This window comes from Halomicrobium sp. HM KBTZ05 (assembly GCF_041530035.1).
GTDB lineage: Archaea > Halobacteriota > Halobacteria > Halobacteriales > Haloarculaceae > Halomicrobium.
On the sequence record NZ_CP168057.1, the window covers coordinates 709,603 to 732,582 of the forward strand.

At 66.4% G+C, this 22,980-nt stretch carries 20 protein-coding genes and 1 tRNA gene; 13 read left to right on the forward strand and 8 right to left on the reverse strand.

Annotated elements, in window-relative coordinates; translation table 11 throughout:
* Positions 1-10 precede the first annotated feature (10 nt).
* The 5 genes from ACAH01_RS03780 (at position 11) to ACAH01_RS03800 (ending at position 5,887) form a co-directional block, all read left to right on the forward strand.
* Entirely contained in the window at positions 11-1,630 is a 1,620-nt protein-coding gene (locus ACAH01_RS03780; protein WP_372480278.1) for a cache domain-containing protein, read from the forward strand.
* A gap of 61 nt (positions 1,631-1,691) precedes the next feature.
* A complete protein-coding gene (locus ACAH01_RS03785) occupies positions 1,692-2,750 on the forward strand; it encodes a DUF2332 domain-containing protein (RefSeq protein WP_372480279.1) in 1,059 nt (352 codons plus the stop codon).
* A 66-nt stretch (positions 2,751-2,816) separates the two neighbouring features.
* The gene (locus ACAH01_RS03790) at positions 2,817-3,518 is read left to right on the forward strand and encodes an alpha/beta fold hydrolase (protein WP_372480280.1); all 702 of its coding nucleotides are present in this window, start codon (positions 2,817-2,819) and stop codon (positions 3,516-3,518) included.
* A gap of 41 nt (positions 3,519-3,559) precedes the next feature.
* Positions 3,560-4,558: a TIGR00269 family protein gene (locus ACAH01_RS03795; protein ID WP_372480281.1), complete on the forward strand. Its 999-nt coding sequence runs from the start codon at positions 3,560-3,562 to the stop codon at positions 4,556-4,558.
* A gap of 60 nt (positions 4,559-4,618) precedes the next feature.
* Complete coding sequence (locus ACAH01_RS03800) at positions 4,619-5,887, forward strand: FG-GAP repeat domain-containing protein (protein WP_372480282.1); 1,269 nt, start codon at positions 4,619-4,621, stop codon at positions 5,885-5,887.
* 82 nt (positions 5,888-5,969) lie between these two features.
* Here ACAH01_RS03800 and ACAH01_RS03805 read toward each other — a convergent pair whose 3' ends face one another.
* The 6 genes from ACAH01_RS03805 to ACAH01_RS03830 all read right to left on the reverse strand — a co-directional run bounded on the left by ACAH01_RS03805 (position 5,970) and on the right by ACAH01_RS03830 (position 12,067).
* Entirely contained in the window at positions 5,970-6,548 is a 579-nt protein-coding gene (locus ACAH01_RS03805; RefSeq protein WP_372480283.1) for a HalX domain-containing protein, read from the reverse strand.
* 43 nt (positions 6,549-6,591) lie between these two features.
* A complete protein-coding gene (locus ACAH01_RS03810) occupies positions 6,592-7,182 on the reverse strand; it encodes a hypothetical protein (RefSeq protein ID WP_372480284.1) in 591 nt (196 codons plus the stop codon).
* A gap of 376 nt (positions 7,183-7,558) precedes the next feature.
* On the reverse strand, positions 7,559-9,646 hold the full coding sequence (locus ACAH01_RS03815; protein ID WP_372480285.1) for a hypothetical protein: 2,088 nt from the start codon (positions 9,644-9,646) through the stop codon (positions 7,559-7,561).
* 221 nt (positions 9,647-9,867) lie between these two features.
* A complete protein-coding gene (gene ftsZ / locus ACAH01_RS03820; RefSeq protein WP_153554343.1) occupies positions 9,868-11,061 on the reverse strand; it encodes a cell division protein FtsZ in 1,194 nt (397 codons plus the stop codon).
* A 2-nt stretch (positions 11,062-11,063) separates the two neighbouring features.
* Entirely contained in the window at positions 11,064-11,252 is a 189-nt protein-coding gene (locus ACAH01_RS03825) for a ribbon-helix-helix domain-containing protein (RefSeq protein ID WP_012807698.1), read from the reverse strand.
* A gap of 227 nt (positions 11,253-11,479) precedes the next feature.
* Positions 11,480-12,067 (reverse strand): zinc ribbon domain-containing protein, encoded by a 588-nt coding sequence (locus tag ACAH01_RS03830; protein WP_372480286.1) that lies wholly within the window; start codon positions 12,065-12,067, stop codon positions 11,480-11,482.
* A gap of 211 nt (positions 12,068-12,278) precedes the next feature.
* Between ACAH01_RS03830 and ACAH01_RS03835 the strand changes: the two genes are divergently transcribed.
* The 3 genes from ACAH01_RS03835 (at position 12,279) to ACAH01_RS03845 (ending at position 14,871) form a co-directional block, all read left to right on the forward strand.
* Positions 12,279-12,352, forward strand: a tRNA-Tyr gene (locus ACAH01_RS03835).
* Positions 12,353-12,507: 155 nt separating this feature from the next.
* On the forward strand, positions 12,508-13,353 hold the full coding sequence (locus ACAH01_RS03840) for a hypothetical protein (RefSeq protein ID WP_372480287.1): 846 nt from the start codon (positions 12,508-12,510) through the stop codon (positions 13,351-13,353).
* 186 nt (positions 13,354-13,539) lie between these two features.
* Positions 13,540-14,871 carry a hypothetical protein gene (locus tag ACAH01_RS03845; RefSeq protein WP_170092488.1) on the forward strand — a complete coding sequence of 444 codons (1,332 nt, stop codon included), beginning with the start codon at positions 13,540-13,542 and terminating at the stop codon, positions 14,869-14,871.
* Positions 14,872-14,975: 104 nt separating this feature from the next.
* Here the strand turns inward: ACAH01_RS03845 and ACAH01_RS03850 are convergent, their stop codons facing one another.
* A complete protein-coding gene (locus tag ACAH01_RS03850; protein WP_372480288.1) occupies positions 14,976-16,019 on the reverse strand; it encodes a glycosyltransferase family 2 protein in 1,044 nt (347 codons plus the stop codon).
* Between the two features lie 71 nt (positions 16,020-16,090).
* On the reverse strand, positions 16,091-17,944 hold the full coding sequence (locus ACAH01_RS03855) for a prolyl oligopeptidase family serine peptidase (RefSeq protein ID WP_372480289.1): 1,854 nt from the start codon (positions 17,942-17,944) through the stop codon (positions 16,091-16,093).
* Between the two features lie 853 nt (positions 17,945-18,797).
* On the opposite strand from ACAH01_RS03855, the gene ACAH01_RS03860 reads away from it, so the two are divergent.
* The 5 genes from ACAH01_RS03860 (at position 18,798) to ACAH01_RS03880 (ending at position 22,951) form a co-directional block, all read left to right on the forward strand.
* Entirely contained in the window at positions 18,798-19,781 is a 984-nt protein-coding gene (locus ACAH01_RS03860) for an aldo/keto reductase (protein WP_170092485.1), read from the forward strand.
* 290 nt (positions 19,782-20,071) lie between these two features.
* Entirely contained in the window at positions 20,072-20,716 is a 645-nt protein-coding gene (locus ACAH01_RS03865; protein WP_372480290.1) for an HAD family hydrolase, read from the forward strand.
* On the forward strand, positions 20,713-21,654 hold the full coding sequence (cbiB, locus tag ACAH01_RS03870; protein WP_372480291.1) for an adenosylcobinamide-phosphate synthase CbiB: 942 nt from the start codon (positions 20,713-20,715) through the stop codon (positions 21,652-21,654). Before ACAH01_RS03865 ends, cbiB begins: the two co-directional genes overlap by 4 nt.
* The gene (gene cobS / locus ACAH01_RS03875; RefSeq protein WP_372480292.1) at positions 21,651-22,406 is read left to right on the forward strand and encodes an adenosylcobinamide-GDP ribazoletransferase; all 756 of its coding nucleotides are present in this window, start codon (positions 21,651-21,653) and stop codon (positions 22,404-22,406) included. The genes cbiB and cobS overlap by 4 nt, the downstream gene beginning before the upstream one ends.
* Positions 22,406-22,951 carry an NTP transferase domain-containing protein gene (locus ACAH01_RS03880; protein ID WP_372480789.1) on the forward strand — a complete coding sequence of 182 codons (546 nt, stop codon included), beginning with the start codon at positions 22,406-22,408 and terminating at the stop codon, positions 22,949-22,951. The genes cobS and ACAH01_RS03880 overlap by 1 nt, the downstream gene beginning before the upstream one ends.
* Positions 22,952-22,980: the final 29 nt, after the last annotated feature.

Below are 22,980 nucleotides of genomic sequence, written 5' to 3' on the forward strand. Positions count from 1 at the left end.
ACTGCCGACAATGCGACTTCGGCGACGCTTCCTCGTCGCGTTCCTGGTGTTGACGGTGGTGCTCTCGGTGCTCTCGCTGGCCGGCTTCACGCTGTATCGCGATGCGACGATCGCACAGGATGAGGCCGCTCTCGAACGAGTCAGCGAGACGATGGCTTCCCAGCTCGACGTACTGCTCACCGAGAAGGGCCAGACAGTCGGCCTGTGGACCGAGACGCCGGCACTGGCCGACCACCACTCACAGCGACAGGCCGAGTCGGTCCGTTCGTTCGTCCTGTCGACCTCTTTTAGCGGCGCGTCCGTCATCGCCGCCAACGGGACGATGACGGCACTGTACTCCGAGGGAACCGCGCCGGCTCAGTCGCGCGCGCTCGTCGGCCAGCAGTTCGGCGATCGGGAGTACTTCCAGCGGGCGATGGCCGGCGAGACGTACGTCAGCCAACCGGTCTCCGCGGAGAGTGGCAACCGGATCGTCACGATCAGTGCCCCGATCCACTCCGGTGGGTCGATCGTCGGGACGTTCAACGCGGCGTTTCACGTTCGTCGGGGTGACTTCCTCGCGCCGATCCGCCAGGAGCAAAGCACCGCGGGCGGTGTCCTCGTCGCGGCCAACGGCACGACGCTGTACCAGCAGGGCCCCCAGCCAAGCGACGATGGGGCGGTCGCCGTCGCCAACGCGACCGTCGACCGGACCGGCTGGACCGTGTCGACGACACGGACCGAGAGTGCCGTTCGGTCGGACCTCCAGTCGATCACGCTGCTGGGCCTCGGGACGCTGGGGCTCGTCCTCGCGTCGCTGTCGGTGTTCGGGTGGTGGCTCTATCGCGAGTACGTCGCCAACTTCGAGCGTCTCCAGGGCGGGCTGAACGCGCTGGTGGCCGGCGAGTACGGCACGACGGTCTCCCTGTCGGGGCCGACCGAGTGGACCAACGTCGCCGAACACTTCAACGAACTCAGCGAGACGCTGGCTCGCCGCCGCGTCGAGGTGACCGTCCTCAACCGCGTGCTCCGACACAACCTCCGGAACGCGATGACGGTCGTCTCCGGGACGGCCGCTCGTATCGAAGAGTCCGCACAAGAGGAGCGTCTGATCGAGGACGCGAGCCTCATCAAACGTCGCGGCGAGTCGCTGCTGAAGCTCGCAGATCACGCACGGATCGTCGAGACGTCGCTCCGGACGGACCGCTCGGAGTCGCCGCCCAGACCGATCGGACCGCTGGTCGAGGAGACGGTTGCAGACCTCCGGGCCGAGTACCCCGACGCAACCGTCGCGACGGAGTGGTCGTCCGAAAGCGCCCTCGTTCCCGACGGCGACCTCGTCGCCGTCGTCGTCGACGAACTGATCCGCAACGCGATCATCCACGGCTGCGCGGAGCCGACGGTGTCGATCGACGTGACCACGACGCCCGAGACGGTCTCGATCACGGTCGACGACGACGGCCCCGGATTGCCCGACGTGGAGCGACGACTGCTCACCGAGTCGTTCGTCGAGACGCCGACGGAACACGGCTCCGGTCTGGGGCTGTGGGTCGTCAAGTGGGTCGTCGAGTGGCTCGACGGCTCGATCGACGTCGCCCTCGACGACGGGACGACCGTCACGATCACGCTCCCACAGGTCCACGAGGAGTGACGCGTGTGGCCACACCTCATTCGACGGTAAGCGTCTTGTCGGTCCCACTGGAACGGCCCGTATGACCGCCATTCGGGAGTCGTTTCTCGACCTGGCCGAGTGGGCCGCTGACACCTCTCCGCTGTACGAACGTCTCTGTCGGATCGTCGCCGACTCTCCCGAACTGCTCGCCGTCGCCGAGGCCGTCCCCGCGGACCGTGCCGTCGCGAACGTCTTTCTCGCCGCTGTCCACTGTGTCGTCCGTCGCGGTGTCGATCATCCGCTCGCGGACTACTACCCGAACGTGACCGACGAGCCGCGACCGCCCGACGCGGACCTCGAATCGACGCTGGTCGACTTCTGCGAGGTCTACGCGGCGGACCTGCGTCCACTTCTCACAGACCGTCGAACGCAGACGAACGAGGTGCGCCGCTCCGCAGTCCTCTATCCCGCGTTCGCACACGTCACAGCACGGACGGCCGATCCGATCGCGCTCGTCGAGATCGGCCCGAGCGCGGGGCTGAACCTCTCGTGGGATCAGTACGGCTACGAGTTCCGTGAGACGGCGTCCGACGGCGACGTTCGCCGGGTCGGCCCCTCTGACGCGGCCGTGACGATTCGGTCGTCCGTGGACAACGGGTCGCCGCCACTGCCTACGACACCGCCCGCCGTCCACTCTCGCGTTGGCATCGACCTGAATCCGCTGGACGTGACCGACGACGCAGACGTCGAGTGGCTCGGGGCACTGACCTGGCCCGAACACGACCAGCGCCGGGCGGTCCTCGCCGACGCCGTCACGGTCGCTCGACGGGATCCGCCACGGCTGGTCGAGGGGGACGTACTCGACGAACTCCCCGGGATTCTCGATGGAATCCCGGCGGACGTGCCAGTCGTCGTCTACAGCACGCTCGTTCTGTATCAGGTGCCAGACGACCTCAGAGCGGCGCTCCGGGACCTGATCGCCACGCGCGCCCAGGAGCGCCCGATTCACTGGCTCACTGGCAGCGGTGCCTTCGACGAGCCCGGTGACGGGCTCGATCTCCACTGGCACCGCTCGGTCGAGGGAACGTTCAGGTCGGACCGGCTGGCACGGTTTCACCCTCACGGGGCGTGGATCGAGTGGCACGCCGACGAGCCGTGAACGGGCGACAACGCTCTCGTCGTGGGGTCCAGCCGGGTTTTTGAGCGTGGCGGCCCTCGTCGGGCTATGGAGTTTCGCACCTTCGGGGAGCCGTCTGCCCCAGACTGTCTGTTCGTCCTCGGGTGGGGGAACCGTCCCGAACACGAACCGGTCCGCTGGCTGATCGATCGAATCGCCGCCGACGGCTGGCGAGTCCACACCGCGACCCTGCCGCCACACGTCACCGACGTGTCCGAGCAGTGGGTCCGACCGGTCGAGTCCTACGCCGCGGATCTCGACGAGCCGGCCGTACTGGCCCACAGTGCCGGTGGCCTCACCGTCGCCCACGCCGACCTCGACGCGGCGACGACGACGTACCTCAGTCCGTGGTGGGGCGACCCGCCGTCCCGACAGGGACCGATCGTCGGTCTCTTCGCCGCGATTCCCGGCAACGCCAAGCTCCTCCCCAGCGGGGTCAGCGACCGATCGCTCATCGGCGAGCACGCGACCGACGAGCAGTTGGCCGACGGTCCGGATCGCGTCTCGCCGGCCTTCCTCCGGGCGACGAAGCGAGCCCACGGAACGCTCCCCGAGATCGACGACGAGGCGGTGGTCTTCTGCTCGCTGACCGATCGCGTGGTCTCGACACGCGCGATCGGTGAGCGGATGCCCGCGGCCCGGACGGTGCTGTACGACGGCGGCCACGAACTGTTCTCCTCGCGTTCTCGCGACGAGCACGTGCCGACGCTGCTGTCGGCGCTCGATCGGGGTGCCGACGCGGTCGTCTGAGAACGAAACCCTGACCCTCCCACGTCCGCTACGGGCAGGCGATGGAGTGTGACAAGTGTGGCGCGCCGGCGGTGATGCACGCGGCCTACTCGGGGCTGCACATGTGCGAAGAGCACTTTTGCCGGACCGTCGAGAAGCGCGTGCGTCGCCGCATCCGCGAGGACGGACTGGTGCCTCGCGATGCCACGCCGGAGGACCCGGAGACGTGGGTGATCGGGCTCTCGGGAGGCAAAGACAGCGTCGTCCTCACCCAGATCCTACAGGACGTGTTCGCCGAGGACCCCCGGATCGAACTCGTCGCGCTGTCGATCCACGAGGGGATCGAGGGGTACCGCGACGAGAGCCTCGACGCCTCCGTGGCGCTGACCGACGAGCTCGGGATCCGGCACGAGGTCGTCAGCTACGACGAGGAGTTCGACGTTCGCATGGACGAGGTCGTCGAGGACGACCCCGAGGGGATGGCCGCCTGTGCCTACTGTGGCGTCTTTCGCCGGGACTTGCTCTCGAAGTACGCCGACGAACTCGACGCCGACAAGCTGCTGACGGGTCACAACCTCGACGACGAGGCCGAGACTGCGCTGATGAACTTCCTCGAAGGCGACGTGACCCAGATCGCCCAGCACTTCGACTCGTCGCTGGGGCCGTTCGACGCCGACGGCGACGGCCCCGCCGACCGGGAGCGCCCCGAGACAGATCAGCACATCCCGCGGGCCAAGCCACTCCGTGACATCCCCGAAAAGGAGGTCGCTCTGTACGCTCGCTTCGAGGAGCTGCCGGCCCACATCACCGAGTGTCCCCACGCCGAGGAGGCCTATCGCGGCGAGATCCAGGACCTCATGCTCGGCCTCGAAGAGAACCACCCCGGCACGCGCCACTCGATCATGGCCGGCTACGAGAAACTCGCCGCACTGGCCGCCGAGGCCTACCGCAGCGAGGACGACCGCGACGCCGACTTCGGCGAGTGCGAGCGGTGCGGGGCTCCAACGGGTCGAGACCGCTGTCGCAAGTGCAATCTGCTCGACGCACTCGAAGCTGTCTGATCGCTCTCTCGAAGAGCCGACACTGGCTTCTTTGTCGTTCGAGTCTCTACCCTGTACGAAATGGGCGGTCCACGACTCTCTGGGCTCGGTGATCGAAGCGTCTCGCCGGTCGTCGGTGTCGTCCTGCTGGTCGCGATCGTCGTCCTGCTTGTCGCGGCGGCGGGGACGTTCGTGTTCGGTCTGGCCGACCAACAGACTCCCGCGCCGACGGCGAAACTCTCGCTCGAACCGATCGCGGACAGCGAACAGTACGCCCTCGTTCACCACTCGGGCGACCGGATCGACGGCACCCGTGTCACCGTCCGTGGCGTCGACGACCCCGACACACTGGCCGGCGAGGAGTTGGTCGCTGGGACCGACGTTCCGCTGTTGCCCAGACGCGAGACGATCCGTCTCGTCTGGCAGGACGGCTCGGACGACCCCTCATCGTACATCCTCGCCGAGTTCGACCTCGATCCTGGAGCCGTCGTCGAAGGGCTGGGCGACGGCACGGTCTTTACCGGCAGTACTGCCGGCGTCCGTGCTGTCGAGGGTGACGGCGGCAGTGTGACGACGATTCCGAACACGGACACCGTCGAAGCGATCGGCGCGATCGGGCCCGACGTGTCCGGTGACGGTACCGAAGACATCCCATACGTCGACGGCAGCGAGACGGTGGGAGTCGTCGACGCCGAGGGTGAAGTGACGGAACTCGCCTCCAGCAGCGACATCGGCGGCTCCATCGAGACCAGCAAGACGCGGCTGGCCACGGGTCGCTGGGACGGACAGCCGCGGTCGGTCTTCTTCGTCGATCAGAACCACGACGAACTGTACCGGGTTGCACCCGGTAGCAATCCGCAGATCGTCGCCACTCCGCCAAACGGCGCGCAGGCCGTCACCGGGATCGGCGACATCGACGGCGACGGCAGCGACGAACTGGTCTTCGCAGACGCCAGTCAGCACTTGCGATACCTCGAATCAGACGGGAGTATCACGAAAATAGACGACGCCGGCTCCGGATCGAACAACGGCATCGGTGCCGGCTCACTGGCCGACCTCGACGGCGACGGCACGCCAGCAGTGGTACTGGTCGACGGGAGCAACGAAATCCTGATCAACCGCAAAGCGAGCGGTGGCGGGACCGAACGCCTCACTGGCGTGAGTGCGACGAAAGCGCCACTGACGACGGCAGATGTCGACGGCGACGGCGCGACGGAGATCGTCTACGTCGGGACGACCAACGGGAAGCTCAGATTCGTCGACGACCCGCTGGGAACTCCTTCGGTCGAGGTGCTCTCAGACGAGAACGGCAACGATATCGACGGCTCAGCCGAGACTGGGGCCACGTGACTCATACTGCCGGCTGTTACTTCGTGACGATCTTCGCCACCCCAGGGTGGCGAAATCGGTCACAGATGTACAGCCGGTCGTATCACTCCTCTGGCGATTCCGTCTCGTCTGGCGTGCCCAGTGCGACCGAGAACGCGTCGTGGTCGTCGAGGCCGTCGGCGAGTTCGTCCAGCCGTGTCCGCATCGTCGACAGCCGCTCTTTCAGCTCCGACACCGTCTCTGGCTCTCGTTCGTGTCCGCTGGCCGTGGCGGCGTACTCGCTGGCGACCGCGTAGTAGCGCCCGAGGAGCTGGTCGTACTCGACGCGGCGCTGGAGGCGCTCGACCGTCGCGCGAAGCGTCTCTGGCGAGATCGGTTTGGTGACACACTCGACGGCTCTGTCGGTGCCGTCGACCGACTCGTCGACGAACGCCGCCAGCTCGAACGGGCGCTCGTCGCGCTGGGGGCGTGGAATCGCCTGTTCGATACCGTCTCTGGCGTCGACGAGGACGACCGACACCGCCTCGTCGAGGCTGTCGACGGCGGTCTCTGCGTCGATCGCCGTCCTGACGGGCCACTCCTCGCGCAGCACCGCCGTCACCCGCTGGCGACAGTCGTCGTCGTCGATACAGACCAGGACGACGTTGTCGGTCACCGAAATGTCGAACGTCGCATTGCTCATCGTCTCCCCCGCGTCGTTCGAGCACGGCGTACGCGCTGCACGATCAGTTGCCTCCGGTGGTGCCCGCGTCCGAGCCGACCTCGATCGCGGCGTCGAACAGCGTGGAGTACAGCGTCATCGTCTCTTCGTCGTGGACCGTCCGGTCGATGTAGTAGTAGCCGGTTGCACCGCCGGCTCTGACGCGCGAGCCGAGCACGTGCAGGAACTCGAAGGCGGTTTCGCGCCCCATACACTCCTGGAGGTCGGTAATCGAGTCGAAACAGACCGCGGTGTCGGTCTCTCGGTGGATCTTCGTCGCGATCCGCTCGCCGAGCTCCCGGATGGGCTCGGAGCTGTCGAGATACTCGACGGTCGTGTCGTCGGCCGTCGGTGCCTGCTGGACCGCGGCCGAGCGGGTCACGCCGTCGAGCCCCAGCATCGACAGCGACGGTGCCGGGCCGAGCAGCTCTCGCCAGCGCGACGCCTTCTCCTCTGGCCCCTCACTGATCGTCACCCCGACGACGTGCTCCGGTGGCTCGTCGGCCGTCAGGACGTCACAGCAGAGTCGGTCTGCGGTGTCCCCGACGCCCGGCGCGACCAGCAACACGTTTGTCGCGTCCGCGACGGCCGGCCCGAGATCGAAGCTCTCGGTCACAGCACCGCCCTCCTCACTACGATCACGGTGTGGGTTCTGTCGTTCACTACCGTACTGATGGCTCTACACCGACAAATATCTTCACTCGTCTTAGATCCCCAATACGACCCGCGTTCCTCTGGCCCTCATTCGACAGACCGCGCCGGTTCCTGAATTTACGAGAGATAATTAAACGAATAATTTATTACTATTCTTTAGATAAATATATTTCGCCATGGTCCCTGTCCACAAGTGGCTATGAGCCAAACACAGTCTGTCAAGGACACGCTCGCATCGCACCCGAAACTCATCGGCATGATGTTTACTGTGCTACTGTTGCTGACGCAAGCCGGCGCTGCCGCTGGCGCTGGTGGAACTACTTTCGCTGGCCCATAGATTATAATCTATATTCGCTGCTCCAGTACAGGCTTCCTTCTGCAACCACGGGAAATAGCTGCATTTCGAGGAACTCCTCTAGACGGGTCTGTGAAACGTTGAAAGTCTCTAACTTCCCTGAGTTAAGATATCTCAGGCCAGACTCTGTAAGTAGGGGTCTAAAAATCGAGCCCATACCATAATGCTTTGTCGGATAGACATTTACTGTGGACTTCACCTGTTCACTACTAGTTTCTTCAATTGTAACTGAAAATGGCGTTCCCGATTCGCTCTCGACCAGCGTCTCGTTGCCGTCGCCGACGACCATGTAGCGCTGGGCCAGTCGATTCCGTTTCTTGAGCAGGCCGAGCATCGACAGCAGCGAGAACCCCTGGTTGAGCAATCGAGCGACGGTCCGGCCGATCTCCGTCGCGGTCTTGTTCAACACGTCGGTCAGGGTGACGATACCGCCGATCGCACCGGCGTCGATGAGCGCGCGGCCCTGGCTGTAGGACTGGCAGGCGTTGAGCAGGAACGCGTTGACGCCGACCGACTCCAGCGTTTCGGCGTCGAGGTGGCCGTCGGTACACCGGATTCCGTCGGGGTCGACGTGACCGATGTAGTGAAAGAAGTCGGCGTCCGTCGTCAGCAGCGTCGCCAGTTCGTCGGTCGTGACCTGTTCGCGCGTGGTGATGTCGAACTCGATCCACTCGCGGGTCCCGTAGATGTCGCCGACGACGTTCTCGTCGCTCATCTGGGGGTCGTTACAGACGACGAGGATGCGAGTCCGCTCGCCGGAGCTGGCGTCGAACTCCAGTCGTCGGTCGTACTCCTCGACGCTCATCTTGCTCGCGCCCAGCGGGATGCCGTCGCCGACGTAGGTCTGTTCGATGCTGTCCGCTGGCTCGGGCGTAAACACCGTCTGGTCGAGTCCGCGCGTCGCCGTCTCGCTTCGGGTCGCCGTCGATCTGACGAACGCTTCGCCGCCGCGGTCCGACGTATCGAAGAAGGAGGTCACCTTCGGCGAGAGATCCGCCTCCGTGCCGTCTGTGATCGTAGGATCGTCGGGACAGCGAACGATCGCGAGCTCGTCGGCGAGGAAGGGCAACACCGGGAGTGCCGAGGACTCCGGAACCACGTCGGCGGTCAGCTTCCACGTCGGGACGGCCTCCGCGATCGCCTCGTAGGGCACCTGTAGGTACTGGCGGACCTGTTCGGCGAGTGGCTGGTCGTACAGCGCCGGGAAGTCCAGGTCGACGGCCGCTTCGACGCGATCCCGCTCGTACAGCGGCACGTCGTACATCCCCTCCGTCCGGGTGACGCAGTCGAGCAGGAACACCTGCTTGAGCACGCGAGCGACGGTCGTCTCGAAGCCCTCACCGCCGTCCAGAGGTCGAGACCAGCCGGCAGCGTGGAGCGTCGGCCGTGATCCGATCTCGACGGTCGCACCGAGATAGTAGGCCAGGGACGTGACCGGCAAGAGTGCATCCAGTCGCGGCGGAACCTCGATGGTCACTCCCGTCTCCGGCGCGGACAGCGCCGTCGGGACCGACAGCTCCGAGCCGCGTTCGATCAGCGGCGGGTGTCCGCGGAGTGTCGGGAACGACCGCTCACAGCTCGTCGTCTTCAGTGCCGAACCCAGCTGTGACAGCGCGGTCGCCAGCGCTTCGGGGTCGTCGGTCGTCGTGATCGTCGCCGCCGGCTGCTCGTGGAGCGACCGAACGCCAACCCGGAGTTCGCTGGCACCCGGAAACGAGAGCCGCACCTGATCGGTTCCGGGTTCGAAGACGACCTCTCCCTCGACGTAGAGGTACAGCTTCATCTTGGCCGAAGAAAGTTCGACGTAGTACTCGCCGGGTCCGACGGCGGTCCGCTCGCTGCTGGTACATTCGGCGACGATCGAGAGCTCGTCGTCACGAACGAGCGCGTCGACCTGGTAGGGCGTCTCCAGCGTCGTGGCCGTAATCACGGCGGCCGTATCGACGGGCGGCGCGAACGTCGACGGGTCGATCGAGGTCGGCGTCACTGGCCGTTGCGTGAGCAGCGTAAACTGCGCCCCCTCGATCGGATCGGCGAGTCGCAACCCGTAGGGTGCTTCGACCGCTGTCATCGACGGCGTCGTATCGGTAACCATAGGATTCGGGACGGTGGTCGGCGGACGACCGGTGTTCTACACGTCACGAACGGCCTGCAGGACAAAAGTACTATTTACTACTCGCTGATATCTGTCGTTCGACTGTCGCCGGCACTCGTGTGTCATCACCTGTCTCTGGACGGTGTCGCGGTCAAAAAAGTTAGTCGACAGTCCGAGCCGGGTACCGCGTCGCCGGGTCAGATGACGTCGATTCCGTTGTTCTTCTCTTTGGTGTCTCGGCCGCCGTCGGTGTGTCCGTAGCTCTGGCCGCCCTGATCGTCGAACTCCTCGACGTTCTGGCTGGCGTCGAAGCTGGTGTCGTCACCGACTTCCTGGATCGCTTCGCGGGACTTGTCGGCCTGCTTCTGGGTGGACGGGCCGAGCACCTGCGCCGACTGGACGCCGGTCATGATCGCCATCACGCGAACCTTGCCCTTGTACTCCTCCTGGATGCGCGCGCCCCAGATGACGTTGGCGCTGGCTTCGAGCCGTTCGGTGATGTTCTGTGCGATCCCTTCGGCCTCCTTCAGCGTGAGGTCTGGGCCGCCAGTGATGTGGACCAGTCCGCCGCTCGCGCCGCGGTAGTCGACGTCCAGCAGCGGGTGGTTCATCGCGTCTTTGACGACCTCTTCGGTCTTGTTCTTGTCCTGGGTCTCGCCGACCAGCATGACCGCGACGCCGCCCTGGTTCATGATCGAGGTCATGTCGGCGTAGTCGAGGTTGATCAGCGACGGCTGCGTGATGGTCTCGCTGATCCCCTTGACCGTCTCGGCGATGATCTGGTCCATCACCGAGAACGCCTTGCCGATCGGGAGGTTCGGGACGTAATCGAGCAGGCGGTTGTTGTCCAGCACGATGATCGAGTCGGCCTCGTTGCGCAGGCGTTCGAGCCCTTCTTCGGCCTTGACCGTGCGGGCGCGCTCGACGTTGAACGGCGTCGACACCATGCCGACGACGATCGCGCCCTGTTCTTTGGCGATCTTGGAGACGACCGGTGCTGCACCGGTACCCGTCCCGCCACCCATGCCGGCGGTGACGAACACCAGGTCGGCGTCTCCCAGCACTTCCTTGATCGTGCCCTGGGCCATCTCGGTGGCGCGCTCGCCCATCGAGGGGTCGCCACCGGCACCGAGGCCGTTGGTCAGGGACTTGCCGACGAGGATCTTCGTGTCGGCCTCGATCATCTTGAGGTGCTGCTTGTCGGTGTTGATCGCCACCGTGTCAGCACCCTCGACGCCGATGTTGTACAGACGGTTGACCGTGTTGTTACCGGCTCCGCCACAGCCGACGATGACGATCCGGGGGTCACCGAAACCGTCCACGTCCGCGTCGGACAGTTGCTGCTGTTCCGCTTCGTCGCGCTCGAGGGCTTCCTTGACGATGTCCTGCATCGTTAGGCCCTCACGTAGGTGCGACGCTCGCGTTTCTCGGATGGTCGCTCTTTCCCGCCCTCCTGCTCGGCGAGCATCTCGCGCACAGCGGACCTGATGGCCTCGCTGCGGTTGGGGTACTCCCCGGTTTCGACCATTCGTTCGACCTCTTCGATCTGCTGCTTCGGAATCCGTAGTGTCACACGCTCCATAGTTATCTCGTTCCCCGGTAAGACGGCAGGCGTTTACACGCCGACCGCACGTTTTACACCGCGCAATCGCCGGACGACGGCGGGACATCCACCGTGTGGCGCGCCGTGTAAGACGACCGTCTTACGCAGAACATACCACAGAGTGTAGTATAATAAAGGTTGTGGCGGGTGTATGACAACCACGCGTTTACGACAGTAAGGTGGTTGTAACGTCTAATTTCGCCACTTTAGTTGTTTTCGAGAACGTCCGCTGCCGGGGTTCGACGCCCACAACTCGGGCAGAAACCCCAGTCCGACCGGAGCTCGTCACCGCAGTCACAGAACACGCGGTGGGCTGCCTTCTCACCACAGTTCGGGCAGTAAACGTGGTCGCTCGTGACGTTTTCGCCACATTGGCCACACGTCTTACGTCCGCCCGCGGGTGTGCCGTCGTCCTCACGACCGGGTGTCTTACGATCGGTGCTGGCGTGTGACGACTCGCGCCGACCATCGTGTGACACCTCCGACTGATCGTCCGACACCGCCTCTCGGCTGGCGTTTTCGCCCTCCAGCGTGATGTTTACGTTCACGTCCTGGGGACGCTGTGGCTGGAGTCGGCCGTTCAGACGCTTCTCGATGATCGCGTCCACGCGGTCGACGATCAGATCGTCGATGCTGTCGTCGCCGTCGTCGGACGCGTCGACGGCCCCCGGCGATTCGTCTGGCGCTTCCAGATACTCCCGGAGCGCTTCGCGCATGACCTCGCTCTTGGAGGCGTCGAACTCCTCGAGCTGATCGATGAGGTCGTCGTCGGCGCGAAACGTGATCTTACTCATTCGACTCGTCATACACATTATCGCCGGGGTATTTTAATCTTCCCGCGGCGTCTGACGCCCGTCTGCCACCGTTTTGGGTCTTCCTTCGGTCCGCCCCACCACGCGGGCGTCGCCGGCAGTGTCTGACGGACCGGTGTGGCTGTGAGACCCTCCCGCCCTCGTACAGAATGATAACCGTTAAGTCTGCCACCGGCGCTACGTTCGAGTGCAACCGCCCTTAGCTCAGACTGGTAGAGCAGTCGACTGTAGATCGACTTGCCCCCCGTTCAAATCGGGGAGGGCGGATTTTTCCTGCGAACGACAGTGAGCAGTGACAGCTGATTTGGTTTCTTCGCACCTGCCCGACTCGGCGCTGGTCGTCTCACCGCCGACGGCTCCGCGCTCGGCGGCGTGCATCCCCGATATCAATTTATTTGTAGGTGTCTTGCGGCTTGGTTGATATGGCGACGATCAAATCATTCGTCGAATCGTTCGGCGTACTGCGCCGGAACCCGATCGTGTTTGCGATTGGGGCGCTGTACGCGGTGATCATACTCCCCCAGACTGCTCTCTCGACGTTCGGAATCCCGTTCGTTCCGGCGCTCTTTCAGTTGGTGACGTTCTTCATCACGCCCTTCGTCGTCGCTGGCCTGCTGGCGATGGTCTACGAGGGGCGGGTCAGAGACACGTCTTTCGAGACGTTCAAGAAAGTCGGGAAAGACCGGTACGTGCCCGTATTGGTCGGGAACCTGATCCAGGCTGTGTTCACGATCGCCTACGGGTTCATCGCGGCCATCGTGGCGCTGTTCGTCGTCGGGTTCGGTGCGATGGCCATGACGAACGGCGGCGCTGGCGCGACGAGTGACTCGATGCTGGGCGGGATCGGCATCGTCTCGATCCTCCTGGTGGCCGTTCTCGTGCTCGTGTTCCTGCTGGTGATGTTCTTCATCCAGTTCTACGCCACTGCGATCGTGGTCGACGACGTCGGCGTCGTCGACGGCTTCCGCAACAGTATCAGCGTCGTCATCGACAACCTCGTTCAGTCGCTCGGCTTCAGCGTCATCAACCTCGTGATCGGCCTGCTGGTGTCCGTGCCGACGATCGCGCTGTTCTTGTTGCCACTGCTGGGTGGCGGACTCGACAGTGGAGCGGCGGCCGGTGGGGCCATGGGACCGACCAGTTTGACCGGCACGGCACTGGCGTCCCGAGTCGGCGTCATCCTCTACTCGTTCGTCGTTGCGGTCGTCCTGACGCCGTTCCGATCCGCGTTCTCCGTCGCGTTCTACGACAACCACACCGAGGGGTAAGCCCGAGCGCCTTCCTCGGTCCTCTCTGGCGCGTTCGACGGTCGTGACAGTCACAGCCTACCCGCCAGCCGCGGTGCTCGCAGGCGCGTCGTAACTAACCGATCGTCACCCCTGGATCGGAGTGGATGATTACTGCACGGACCACGCACGGCGTCGATCGGCGTCGACCTGGCTGGGAGGGCGAGGATGTCTGAGATCGTCGTCGCGGACGTGTCGATCGGAGAGCGCTCGATCGAGTACACCGTCGACTACTCGCGGGACCTGCGGCGCTTCTTCGACGCGTCGACGTTTTCGGTGTCGTACGACGTAGACGTGAGCGAGGTCCCGTACGGTATCGCGACGATTCCGGTCCTCGCGCAGGTCTGTCCGGTCGCGTGGGCGACCGACAGCACCGTCGTCGTGGAGGCCGTCGACCGGCAGTTCGTCGACAGCCTCGACGCGGTCCGAGACACGCTGTCACGGATGTACCCCGCGTTCATCGACGGCGGGGCGCTCCGGGCCGAGCGGATCACGGAGCACCGTCACGAACCGGGTTCGTTCGACGGGACGGCACAGCTTTTCAGCGGCGGTGTCGACTCGCTGGCGACGTACGTCCGACATCGCGAGGCCGACCCCGCGCTGATCGCGATCCAGGGCTGGGTCGTCGGCGTCGACGAGGGCGATCGCTGGGAGCGGGTCATGGGTCACGTGGACCGATTTGCCCAGCGAGAGGACTGTCCGACCCACAGCGTCACGGCGGACATCTCTGGTTTCCTCGATCACACGATGTTGAACGTCCACTACAAGCACCACACAGACGGCGGGTGGTACAGCGGCGTCGGCCACGGCATCGGGCTGCTCGGAGTCTGTGCGCCGCTGGCCTACAGCCAGGGGTACGGCGTCGTCCACATGGGCTCGACGCACTGGGACGGGTTCGAGCTGGAGTCGGTCACCTGGCCGGGCCGCGGGTCGCCGTGGGGATCGCATCCGGACATCGACGACAACGTCCGGTGGGCGGGCACGCGGGGCCACCACGACGCTTTCGAGATCACGCGCCAGGACAAGCTGGAGCTGCTGGCCGACTACGCCCGCGAAACGGGAGCTCCGTTCGTGATCCGGACCTGTACGTACGACGACGCGGGCGGGAACTGCAACCGCTGTGAGAAGTGCGTCCGGACGGCGACCGGGCTCTTGCTGGCCGGCGTCGATCCCAACGACTTCGGCTACCGGGTCGACGAGGAGTGGTACGACTACGCCGTCGAGCGCTTCGAGACGAACGACTGGGCGCTGGACGAGCACGTCCGGTACTACTGGGAAGACATCCAGGACCACCTCCCCGCCGAGGAGTGGCCCGAGGACGACGGAGCTAGCGAGTTCCTCGCGTGGCTCGCGGACAACGACTTCGCGGACAACGTCGAGCGGTCGACCCAGCCCGCCTGGGTGAAGCTGCTTCGCGTGGGCGCGCGAAACGCGCCGTACGAGCTCTACGAGTACCTCTATCCGGTCTACGACCGACTACGGCCGAAACCGTACAACTGACCGCGCTCTGAGGTGGCAAACAGTATCATACGACCGGCTGACATCTGTGACCGATTTCGCCACCCCGGGTGGCGAAGCTCGTCACGAAGTGACAGCCGGCAGTATCAGTCTGTCGGCGAGGGACGGGGCGACGCCTCGGCGTCACACACCGACCCGCGTCGGATCGTCTCGACGGCGTCGAGCGGGAACGCGTCCCGGTCGGGAACCGCCTCGAACCCGAGGGCAAAGCCCAGCGGGAACAGTATCGCGGAGATCGCGCGTCGGAGGCCGCCGTCGACGCCGAGCCGCTGACAGACCAGCCCGGCGGCCGCGAGCGTCGCGAGCAGCCACCCGCCCGCGAGCAGCGGCTGCGCGACCGCGAGCAGCGCGCCCAGGCCGAGCCAGGCCGTGGTAGCGATCTTGTCCCGGAAGTACCACAGCCACCGCCAGCGCAGCGCCGGTCGGCTCAGGGCTTTGTGACAGACCTGGCCGCCGGCCCGGTAGTACCCCTGTCGCCAGCGACGGAACTGATCGAGCGACGACTCCGGAACGGGATGGGTGCCGACGACCGTCGGCAGCCGGCACAGATCGTACCCCGCGAGCGTCAGCTGGAACCCCAGATCAACGTCCTCCCAGGCGGTCAGAAACGGGTGAAAGCCGCCCACTTCGGCCAGGGCCTCGCGGTCGTACAGCGCGACGCCGTGCAGATAGTCGACGCTGGTCGGCTCTTCGGTCCGGCGTTCGTTCAGGTGTCCGTCGACGCCCGCGACCGAGGGATCGCTCGCGAGTGTCTCTCGAGCCTCGGCGAGCCAGTCGCCCTGGGTCAGGACCACGTCGCCGTCGACGAACAGCACGGCGTCACCGCGGGCCCACTGCGTGCCGACGTAGCGGCCCGCGCCGGGGGTCGTCAGCGCGTCGTCGGGGATCCGGAGGACAGTGGCGTCGTAGTCGTCTGCGATCGCGACCGTCCCGTCCGTCGAGTTCGAGTCGACGACCAGCACCTCGAAGCTGGCGACGCCACGACACGCCGCGAACACGGCGTCGAGACAGTCGGCGATGCGCGCTGCCTCGTTGTAGGTGACGACGACGACCGACAGCTCCGGCTCGTCTCTCTGGACAGTGGCTGTCTCTGGGCTGGCTTCGTCGGCCGTCCCTCGTGTCTCGTACACGAGAGCGACGACGACCGATAGCACCTTCGTTATGTGACTCCTACGCCGCGGTGAGAAACGGCCTCGTTCGCTCAGAGTCGGCGTTCGAGGAAGTCCGCGAGCGTGCGGAACGTGCGGATCTTCTGGTCCACGTCGGTCGATGCGTGGCCCTCCTCGCCGAGTTCGACGTACTCGTAGTCGCCGTCTTCGCCCGCCTCGTAGCCGAGTTCGTCGAGGCGATCACGGAACAGTCGGGCCTGCGAGACCGGGACGCGCCGGTCGTTGACGCCGTGGAGCACCAACAGCGGAGCGGCGAGGTTCTCGGCGTGAGTGATGGGACTGCGTTCGTCGTACAACTCCGGATTCGCCTCGGGTGAGCCCACGTTCTTCTCCAGCAGTTCGGTCCGGTAGTGGGGCATCGTGTTCTCGTAGAGGTCCCACAGATCGGTGACGCCGATCCAGGCGACTCCCGCGTCGTACAGCTCGGGGTACATCGTCAGCTGACAGTACGCCGAGTAGCCACCGTAAGAGCCTCCGAAGACGGCGATCCGGTCGTCGTCGACCCACTCCTTCTCGGCGAGGATCGTCGTCCCCTTCGCGATGTCGGCCTGCTCGTTGCCGCCCCAGTCGTCGTAGATCGCCTGTGCGAACTCGCGGCCGCGGCCGGTCGAGCCCCGGTAGTTCACCTTGAGGACGCTGTACCCCTGCGAACAGAGGAACTGCGTGTAGAGGTCGAAGCCGCGCGTGTCCTGTCCCCGCGGACCGCCGTGGGGGTTCACGATCGCTGGCGACGGACGCTCGCCGCTGTCGTACAGCAACGCCTCGATCTCGCGGGAGGCAGGGTCGCTCTCCACGCCCTGGCCGGCGCGGTCGTCGAACTCGGCGACGCCCGCGGAGTCGAAGGTGAAGTACTCGGCGTCCACGAAGCGATCCGGGTCGAGGTCGCCGTAGTCGGCCGCGATCAGCTGCTCGGTCTCGTCGGTCGCGAGGTCGTAACACAGCAGTTCGGGTCGCCGATCCGGCGTCGTGTGCGAGCAGACGATCCGTTCCTCGTCGACGACGGCGCTGCCCGCACGTCCGAGCGACGCGACGCCCGTGGGCAGGTCGAGCGTCGTCGCCGCGCCGGTCCGGGCGTCGTAGACGACGACTTCTTTCGCACACTCGCGTGTCCGAACCGCGAGGAACCGATCGCCACCGGGCAGGAAGGACTCGGCGTCCTCGTCGAACTCGCCCCCGTACCAGGTCACTTCGTCGGTCGACAGATCGTAGACCCCACACCGGCCCAGATCCGCGGTGTTGTCCGTCACCAGCAGCCGGTCGCCGTCTGGACTCCAGTCGACCGGCGCGACCTCCGCGCCCGTCTCGCCGATCTCCAGGTTCCGGGGGTTCGATCCGTCGGCGTCGGCCACGTAGGTGTCCGTGTTCTCGAAGGTGTCCGTCTCGTTGGTCGCGTAGGCGATCCGCTCGCAGTCGGGCGACAGCACGCCCGCAGCGACGGCTCGGTCGTACGCCGTCAGCTGGGTGGTCGCTCCCGTCGCGCAGTCGTGACGGTACAGCTGCATCTGACCGCTCGCCGTCGATCCGACCAGCAGGGTCTCGCCGTCTTCGCCGACGTCCTGCAGGATCGTCTGCCCGTCCAGCTCGACGACTGGCTCGACCGAGCCGTCCCGAGCGATCGCGTACACGTCGTTTTGCTCGTTGCCGTCGTCGTCGAGGTGGAAGAAGACGCGCTCGCCGTCGGCTCCCCACTCGACGTGCCAGCGGGCGTTCCGGGGCACTTCGCCGTCGCTCCACCGCGTTCGCTCGCCGGTCTCTACGTCGACGACGTGTAACTCGTTGCGCCCCGTCTCGTCGTAGTAGACGGCGACTTCGCTCCCGTCGGGGGAGACGGTCGCGTGGTGGAAGGTCGGCAGGCTCGCCAGCGCTTCGAGGAGGTCCTCGTCCATGGGGCCCGGTGCTCCCGGACGAACAATGAATCTGTGGACAGTGGCACGCATCTCCGCGGTCGTGGCCGGGACGATGCGGGATCGTCGGCGTGGCGTTGTACTGTCGGCTGCAACTAGTTCGAGACATTCGCGACACAAGGTCGAAGAATTTTGAACAGGTGTACAGCCGGCGTGTTAGTCGCTCTCTACGGCCCGCATCGTACGGTCCGTAGAAACCCCTTACTCGGGCCACGGTTGTCGTCGCCTCTCCCGACGGACCCGCGAGCAACGCGGAGACAGTCGGCCGCCGACCGTGTCTCTGTCGTGTACTGTCTGGCGACGAATCGAAACAACCCTGCGACGAGAGGCGGATAAAATGACGTGAACGATCATCTCTCTTTTTAGCGACGTGGCGTCAACCCTGGGGTGTGGTCGTCAATGGGAGTGTTCGATAAGGCACGAAACGTTTCCCACCTCGGGGACACTGACGGAGACTGCCCGTATCTGTGTATGCGATGCGAGGCGGCCTTCCAGGTCCAGTATCACTCCTGCCCGGCCTGCGGTGGGTACGACATCCGCCGCGCCGAGTGGGTCTGACACGGAACGCTGTCGTTGCGTACCGGTGCGCGCTGGGACGGGGGAGACGCTCACCGGTACATCGCTACGTCCGTATGAGACGGAGTCCTGTCGCCGTTTTCCCGCTCGCTCGCCGTGGGACGGTCCGCCCTGTCACGGTCCGCGACCACCCTGTCCGACATTTTTCGATACACTTCCCAGCCGCGGTGCCGGAAGACGGTCGGCCTCGACAGCGCATCGGGCGTTCCGGGCCGTCGGAGGTGACAGGCACAAGTAGCCAAGGCCCGTCGGGTCGGGTATGCGCCATCGCACACTCGGCACGACGGGCATCGACGTGACGGAAGTCGGACTGGGGACGTGGAACGTCGGCGGCGACTGGGGCGACGTTTCCGACGAGGACGGCCGGGAGGCGATCCGTGCCGCACTCGACGCGGGGATCGACTTCGTGGACACGGCCGACGTGTACGGCGACGGCCGCAGCGAGCGCCACATCGCACACGTCCTGGACGAGCGCGACGAGGACGTGACGGTCGCGACGAAAGCCGGTCGCCGGCTCGACCCCCACGTGGCCGAAGACTACGACTACGAGCACCTCTCGGCGTTCGTCGACCGCTCTCGGGAGTACCTCGATCAGGACACGCTCGATCTCCTCCAGCTTCACTGTCCGCCGACCGACGCCTTCTACCAGCCCGAGACGTTCGCGGCGCTGGATCGACTCAAAGACGAGGGCGCGCTCGATCACTACGGCGTCAGCGTCGAGACGGTCGAGGAGGCGCTGAAGGCCATCGAGTACCCCGGCGTCGAGACGGTCCAGATCATCTTCAACCCCTTCCGCCAGCGCCCGGCCGATCTGTTCTTCGAGGAGGCCAAGCGCCGCGACGTGGGCGTCATCGTCCGCGTACCGCTGGCGTCGGGACTGCTGACCGGTGGACTCTCCCGTGACGACACGTTCCCGGAGAACGACCACCGCAACTACAACCGCGAGGGCGAGGCCTTCGACCGCGGTGAGACCTTCGCCGGGCTCCCGTTCGAGCGTGGACTCGACGCCGTCGACGCGCTCCGCGAGCACGTCCCGGAGGAACTCACCATGGCCCAGACCGCGCTGCGCTGGATCCTCGACTTCGAAGCGGTGTCGACGGTGATCCCCGGCTCGACCTCGCCCGAGCACATCCGACAGAACGCCGCCGCCAGCGAGGCCGATCCCCTCTCCCATCAGACCCACGGCGCGATCCGTGACGTCTACGAGGAGTACGTCTTCGACGACGTTCACCACCGCTGGTAGCCCCCCTATCGTGTCGGTTTACTGACCGTGTTTACGGGGAACTGCGTGACTATCTGGCAGCCAAACGTCGCCCATTCGAAAACGAATCGTAGCTTTCGAGTATAGCGATTCATTTCCCAAATCTGACTGTAAACGCGATCCGAATCATACGATATTTGGTAGGTATCGGGTAGGGAAGTAACAGAATTGTGAGTGCTGTCTGACGACCGTCTGCCAGGCGCACGCCCGTCGTCAGATCTGTCGCCTCCGCCACCGCACAGTTCAAGTGTGCTTGCTGTAACTACACGCTCGTGGTCGTCTCGTTCGACTGTTTCGGCACGCTCGTAGACGCCGACCGACCCGACGAGCCGTGGGTGGCCGTGGCCGACGCGCTGGCCGCCCGCGACGTGACGGTCCCGTCCGACTGGGAAGGGGCCTACCGCAGCTCCCATCGAGAGTACGAACGGGGTGCGGAGGCCCCGCTGGACGAGCACGTCCGACTCGCGCTCGCCAGCCGCGGCGTCGATGTCGAGGCCGAGACCGCACACGACGCGACGCTGGCGGCGTTCGACTCGCCGGTGACCGTTCGGGACGGCGCTCGGGACACGCTCGCGAGCGCGCGAGAGTACGGTCCTGTGGCGGTCTGCTCGAACTGCAGCGTCCCCGGCCTCGTCGAACGGACGCTCGACCGCGCCGACCTCGCCGTCGACTCCGTCGTGACCAGCGTCGGCTGTGGCTGGCGCAAACCCCACCCGACGATCTTCGAGCGGACGGCGGCGGCGCTCGGGGTCCCGCTCGACGAACTCGTCCACGTCGGCGACGACGCCCGTACCGACGGCGGTGCGGACCGCGTCGGCGCGACTGCACTGGTGCTCGACGACGTGGCGCTCTCGGCGGTGCCCGAGTGGCTCGCGGCCGCCGTCGCCGACGGAGCGTCCGGGGAGGAGCCACCGTGATCGCGCCTCTCGCAGTCCTGATTGCGGCGGCGCTCGAACTGCTCGTGGCCGAGCCCCCGGCCCGTGCTCACCCGGTCGCCTGGCTTGGCCGTGCCGTCGCGCCGCTGGATCGCGAGTGGGGACGATCTCGAGTCGTCGGTGCCGTCGGAGCGCTGGCGGTGCCGCTCACTGCCGCGGTCGTCGTGGCCATCCTCGTGGTCGCGGCTGGGCGAGTGTCGGCCTGGCTCGCGGCCGCCGTCGCCGGTGTCGCGCTGTTCGTCGCGACGAGCCTCCGGATGCTCCTGTCGGAAGCCCGCTCGACGATCGCGGCCACGCCGACGGATCTCGACGCCGCTCGCAGGTCGCTGCGGGCGCTCGCGGGTCGCGACGCAGAGACGCTCTCGGCCGGGCAGGTCCGGAGCGCGGCCGTCGAGAGCGCGGCCGAGAACCTCGCCGACGGGCTGGTCGCGCCACTCGCCGCGTTCGTCGCGGGCGTCGTCGTGGGGCAGGCGGCGACGCTCTCGCCGGTCCCGTCGCTCGCACTCGGCGCTGGCGGGGCGGCGTGGGTCAAGGTCGTCAACACGCTGGACTCGATGCTGGGCTATCGCTCGAAGCCGGTCGGGTGGGCTCCCGCGCGACTCGACGACGCGGTGATGTGGCTCCCGGCCCGGATCGGCGCGCTCCTGCTCGCCGCGGCGGCACGCGACCCGGCGGCGCTCCTGTCGGCACGATCGTGGCTGGACGGGGTCCCCTCGCCCAACTCCGGCTGGCCGATGGGGGTACTCGCGGCCGCCCACGACGTTCGTCTCGAAAAGCCCGGCGTGTACGCACTCGACGGCGGCGAACAGTTGCCTTCGAAGGAAATTTCACTGCGGGCGGTCCGAACCGTCGCCGTTGCTGGCGGACTCGCGTACGCACTCGCGGTCGCCACGACGGCCGCTGTGGGGGGACTGCCGTGATCGGTGCCGCGTTCCGTGGCGCACTCGGCTTCCTCACTCGACTCCCGGTCGGGCACGGTGAGGAGGCTTTCGACGCCTTTCGGGCGACGCCGGCAGCCTTTCCCCTCGCCGGCTACGTCGTCGGCCTCCTGCTCGCACCGGCCGTCGCGCTCCCCGTGCCCGCACCGACGGTCGCCTTCTCGCTCGTCGTCGCCGTCGTGCTGGTCACCGGCGTCAACCACGCCGACGGGCTGGCAGACCTCGGCGACGCCGCGGTCGTCCACGGCGACGCCGAGCGACGGCGGGCGGCGATGACCGATACGACCGTCGGGGTCGGGGCGCTGCTGGCTCTCGGCGTCGACCTCGTGGGGATCGCACTCGCCGGTCTGGCCCTCGCCGCGCTGCCGATCGCCGGGGCCGTCGTCGTGGTTCTCGCCAGCGAGGTCGGCGCGAAGCTCGCGATGGCGACGCTGATCTGTCGGGGGACGCCGAGCCACGAGGGCTTTGGCTCCTCGTTTCTCAACGAGGCCGACGGACGGGACCTGTGGCTCCCCGTCGTCGTCGCGCTTCCTGCGGTGGCGCTCGGCTGGCTCGCTGGCAGTCCGCTCGCGACCGGCACGGCGCTCGTCGGTGCCGTCGTCGTCGCACTCGCCGTCGAGCGGTGGGCCGCCGTCACGCTGGGCGGCGTCGGCGGCGACGTGCTCGGCGCGACCAACGACCTGGCGCGACTGGCCGCGCTCCACCTGGGGGTGATCGCGTGGACGCTCTGGTGATGGCCGGCGGTCGCGGCACTCGCCTCGACACCGACGGCGAGAAACCGCTGTTCCCGCTCGCCGGCCGTCCGCTGATCGACCACGTGCTCGACGCGCTCGACGCGAGCGGCGTCGCGTCGGTCGTCGTCGCGACCTCGCCGTCGACGCCCGAGACGGCGGCCCACGTCTCCGTTCCGACCGTCGAGACGCCGGGCGAGGGGTACGTCGCCGACCTCGACGCGGCGCTGGCCGACGACCGACTGGCCCGACCGACGCTCACCGTGGCGGCCGATCTCCCCCTGTTGACCGGCGCTGTTCTGGACCGGCTCCGTCGCGCCCACGAGTCGGGGTCGCTCACCGTTGCCGTCCCGGCCGCCCGCAAACACGAGCTCGGGGTCAGCGTCGACACGACGTTCGACCACGACGGTCGGACCGTCGCACCGACCGGCGTCAACGTCGTCGGCGGCGATCCGTCCCGCACGCTCGTGGTCGACGAGCCCCGGCTGGCGGTCAACGTCAACCGTCCCGGCGACGCGGCCGTCGCCCGCGAGTGGCTCCGTTCCTGATCGGCACGCGCGAAAGAATTATCCGCGCT